The 4,581-nt window shown below is 75.1% G+C and carries 4 protein-coding genes; all 4 read left to right on the forward strand.

Annotated elements, in window-relative coordinates:
* The first annotated feature begins 337 nt into the window (after positions 1-337).
* A complete protein-coding gene (locus tag ABZ914_RS47010) occupies positions 338-850 on the forward strand; it encodes an ATP-binding protein (protein ID WP_500201141.1) in 513 nt (170 codons plus the stop codon).
* Between the two features lie 152 nt (positions 851-1,002).
* Complete coding sequence (locus ABZ914_RS47015; protein ID WP_190854691.1) at positions 1,003-1,350, forward strand: hypothetical protein; 348 nt, start codon at positions 1,003-1,005, stop codon at positions 1,348-1,350.
* A 118-nt stretch (positions 1,351-1,468) separates the two neighbouring features.
* Complete coding sequence (locus ABZ914_RS47020; protein ID WP_500201142.1) at positions 1,469-4,099, forward strand: sensor histidine kinase; 2,631 nt, start codon at positions 1,469-1,471, stop codon at positions 4,097-4,099.
* A complete protein-coding gene (locus ABZ914_RS47025) occupies positions 4,096-4,515 on the forward strand; it encodes a roadblock/LC7 domain-containing protein (RefSeq protein ID WP_190854686.1) in 420 nt (139 codons plus the stop codon). The genes ABZ914_RS47020 and ABZ914_RS47025 overlap by 4 nt, the downstream gene beginning before the upstream one ends.
* Positions 4,516-4,581: the final 66 nt, after the last annotated feature.

Here is a 4,581-nt window from a genome sequence, read left to right on the forward strand (position 1 = left end):
CCGGACGTGCCGGCGGGGCCGCCGCTTCGAGCAGCACCACCACGAGTGGATCACCAGCACCCCCGGGCTGCGGCGCGCCCGGCCGCGCGCCCACGCCGAAGGGGGCGAGGCGCCATGACCGGCGCCCGCCGCACGGCCGCCGGCCGCACGGCTCCGGCCCCTTCGCACACCGTGCCTGCGTACGCCCCCGTCCCGGCGCCGCCGGGCGGGCGGCGCGGGACGCCCCACCGGGCGCCCCGGACGGCGGCACGGGCATTCACCCCCAGCGACCTCCCCGGCCGGGAGTCAAGGCCGGGCCGGGACGGGCCGCCACGCCTTAGTCAAGGAGGCGTTCCACATGTCGGGCGAACACCGCACCATCGAGTTGCCTAGCACCCTGGCCACCCCCCACCACTCCGTCCCCGCGCACCCGCACGGACTCACCACGATGGACGGGCCGGACCCCGTCCTGCTCGGCGAGCTGACCCTGCCCGCCGAGCGCGCGTCGGTCCCGCGGGCCCGCGCCTTCGGCCGCGCCGTCCTCGGCTCCGCCGGGGCCGCGCACGTCAGCGACGACGCGGAGGTCCTGATCTCCGAACTGGTCACGGGGGCCGTCCGGCACGCCGCCGGCACCGGCTCGCTGCTGTGCCTGCGGCTGCTGCGGGACGGGTCCCGGCTGCGGATCGAGGTCCACGACCGCGGCGCCGCGCTGCCGCACTCCAGGCCCGTCGACCTCATGGAGGAGACCGGCCGCGGCTGGTTCCTCGTCGCCGCGCTCGCCTACCGGCACGGCACCGACCTCACCGCCTCCGGCAAGACGGTCTGGTGCGAACTGGACGGCTGGCCGCTCGACGAGCGGCACGCGCGCTGACCCGGGCACCGTCCCGGCCCGAGCACCCGCGCGGGCCCGGGCGCGGTGCACCGTCCGCGGCGCCGCGCCGCCCCTTCCCGCCGGTCACCTGAACGGCGGGACCCACGCGCGCGCGCCGACGGACGCCCATACCGGCGGCGATGGGGATTGCCATGTCCGTGGAGTACTACCGGGCGGATGGGATACGCGCCACGGCGGACGAGGCGCAGCGGCTGCTGCTGGACGCGCGGTCGAGGCTGCTCGCCCAGGACGTCATCCGCGTCGGCGGAGTCGTGGTGGTCGTCTCCACCTGGTTCACCGTGATCGACCTCGGGTTCGCGGCGAACGGGAGACCCCTGCTCTGGCAGACGATCGTGTCCGACCTGTCGATGCACGCCGACGTCGGGCGCTACAGCACGCGGGAGAAGGCGGCGCGCGGCCACGCCGAGGCGGTCGAGATGATCACCGGCCGGCTGCGCGGCCTGGTCGCCCGCGCCGCACTGGACGAGGCGCGCCCGTGAGCGCCCCGTCCCGTCCCCGGCGAGGCGCGGCCCCCGGAGCCCGCCCGCCCCGACCCGAGTTCGACGAACCCTGCACCGGGCCGACAGCCGGCCCGACCCCGACGAGTGGGTGATCGGATTGGACACCGAAGGCCGGCCGACGGCCCCGAACGCGGCCCCGGCCCGGGAGGATCCCGGCGACGGCGACTTCGCCGCGGAGAGCACGCGACGCACGAGACGCACCGGCGAGGAGAGCGCCCGGTCCCGGAAACGGCGGCCGATCCGCATGCGCATCACCGCGCTGCTCCTCGTCCCCCTGGTCTCCCTGATAGCCCTGTGGGCGTTCGCCGCGAACATCACGCTGGGCGACGCGTTCGACAAGTACGACTTCTCCACCACCTACGAGAAGATCGGACTGCCCGGCATCACGCTCGTGAGCCAGCTCCAAGCGGAACGTTCCCTGAGCGTCGCGGCGCTGGTCACGCAGCAGCCCCAGTACAAGCAGAAGCTCGCGCAGCAGCGGGCCCGGGTCGACGGCCTGGAGGCCGCCTTCAAGAGGTCGGCGCTGTCCAAGGACGCGCAGGACGCCGCGAAGCCCGAGACCAAGCAGCGGCTCACCGTCGCCGTCCGGGAACTGGCGAAGCTGCCGCAGCTGCGCGCCAGGGTCGACGCCGGGCGCTTCGAGACGCTCGACCTCATCAACTCCTACAGCACCGTCCTCGACGACCTCGTCTCGGTGTTCAACGGCTTCGTCGCCGTCGACGACGTCAACATCCTCACCCAGGGCCGCGCGCTGATCAGCCTCGGCAACGCCCGCGCCTCCATGCTGAAGGAGGACTCGCTGGTCATCTCCGCGATGGCGCGCGGCGGCCGCTTCACCCCGGCCGAGCACATCGCGTTCGTCCAGTTCGCGGCGCAGGGCCGGCAGGCGTTCGAGGCCGGGCTCGCCGACCTCAACGCGACCATCCGGGCGCCGCTGCAGCAGCTCGCCCAGTCCGCCGGTTTCCAGCGGTACCGCGCGGCCGAGTCGGCGATCGTCAACGCGCGCGGCGACCGGCTGCCCGCCGAGGCGGGCGACTGGACGGCCACCACGCAGCTGCTCGGGCAGGCGTGGGACCAGCGGGTCACCCAGGCGAGCCTGGCGCTGGACGACATGGCCAAGCCGATCGGCAACCGGATCATCATGCGGCTGGTCATCGCGGGCGGGTTCGGGCTGCTCGCGGTGATCGCGTCGATCGTGCTGTCGCTGCTGGCCGCGCGCAGCCTCTCCCGCGAGCTGCGCGGGCTGCAGCGCGCCGCCCTCGACCTCGCCTCGAACCGGCTGCCCCGGGTGGTGGCGCGGCTGCGCCGCGGCGAGGAGGTGGACGTGGAGGCGGAGGCGCCGCCCCTGGTCATCGGCAAGAGCCGGGAGGTGTCCCGGGTCGGGGACGCGTTCACCCGCGTCCAGCACACCGCGATCGAGACCGCCGTCCGCGAGTCCTACCTGCGGCAGGGCATCAGCCGGGTGTTCCTGAACGTGGCGTGGCGCAGCCAGTCGCTGCTGCACCGCCAGCTGCGGATGCTGGACGAGATGGAGCGCGGCGCGTCCGACCCGAAGGCGCTGGAGGACCTGTTCCGCCTCGACCACCTCACCACCCGCATGCGCCGGCACGCCGAGGGCCTGGTCATCCTGTCCGGGACCGCGCCGGGCCGGGGCTGGAGCCGGCCCGTGCACGTCGAGGACGTGCTGCGGTCGGCGATCTCGGAGGTCGAGGACTACACCCGGGTCGAGGTCGTGGTGGTGTCCGGGCGGGCCGCGGTGATCGGCGAGGCCGTCGCCGACATCGTGCACCTGCTCGCCGAGCTGATCGAGAACGCCACGGTGTTCTCGCCGTCGCCGACCGAGGTGCTGGTGCGCGGCGAGATGGGCGCCAACGGGTTCGCGGTCGACGTCATCGACCGCGGCATCGGCCTCGACCAGTCCGAGCTCGACGCGCTGAACCTGCGGCTGTCGCAGCCGCCGGAGTTCGACCTCGCCGTCACCGACCGGCTCGGGCTGTTCGTCGTCGGGCGGCTCGCCCACCGGCACGGCATCAGGGTCGCCCTGCAGCCGTCGCTGTACGGCGGCGTCAGCGCCGTGGTGCTGATCCCGCGCCGGCTGATCGTGGAGGCCGAGGGGCCGGACGACGAGGACGACGCGCCGATGGCGCACCAGGCGGCCGCTCCGGCGCCCGGCGCGCCCCCGCCCGGGAACGGCGCGGCGAACGGCGCGTCGAACGGCTCGCTGCGTCCCTGGCCTTCGGGCGCGGCCGGGTCGGCGCCGTCGAACGGGACCGCGATGCTGAACGCGCCGACCCCGTTCGACGTCGAGGCGCCGGCGGTGGTGGAGTTCCCGGAGCCGGACGGCACCATGCCGTCCCCGGACGCGACCCAGCCGTCCCCGCACGCGACCCAGCCGTTCCACGAGGCGTGGCGGCTGGAGACGCCGCACCTGGACGCGGGTCCCGCCGAGACGCGGGCGTTCGAGACGCCCGCCTCGTTCGGCGAGGTGCGGGCGGGCGGCGGGCGCGCGCCGCTGCCGCGGCGGGTCCGCGGCGGCAACCTGGCGCCGCAGCTGCGGGACGACCCGCGGGCGACGCCGCGCACGGCACCGGCCCACCCCGACGACGCGCTCGTCGCGTGGGAGGAGCGGTCGGCGGAGGCGTCCCGCGACCTGTTCGCCGCACTGCAGGCGGGCTGGCTGCGGGGACGTGACGAGGACGAGGCACCGGACGGCAGGGAGCGGGCATGAGCGGGCAGGGAACGACCAACGAGCTGAACTGGCTGCTCGACGACCTCGTCGACCGGGTCCCGCAGATCCGCAAGGTCGTCGTGCTGTCGCGGGACGGCCTCGTGATGGGCATGTCGCGGGGCGTCGGGCGGGAGGACTCGGAGTACCTCGCGGCGCTCGCCGCCGGGTTCCACAGCCTGGCCATCGGCGCCCGGCCGCAGCTGGACTCCGGCGAGGTCCGGCAGACGATGATCGAGATGGAGCGCGGCCTGTTCTTCGTCGTGCCGGCCGGCGCCAACAGCTGCCTGGCGCTGCTCAGCGAGGTCGGCGCGAACGCCGGCCTGGTCGCCTACGAGATGACGATGCTGGTCAAACGGGTCGGCAAGCAGCTGTCGACCGGCCTGAGACATCCGGGCCCGGGGCCCGGATCCGGGTGAGCCGCCATGACCCCCAGCGCACCCGGCGCGCCCCGGGGACCCGCCGGTCCCCGTGCACCCGGGACC

This window comes from Spirillospora sp. NPDC046719 (genome assembly GCF_040645715.1).
Taxonomy (GTDB): domain Bacteria; phylum Actinomycetota; class Actinomycetes; order Streptosporangiales; family Streptosporangiaceae; genus Spirillospora.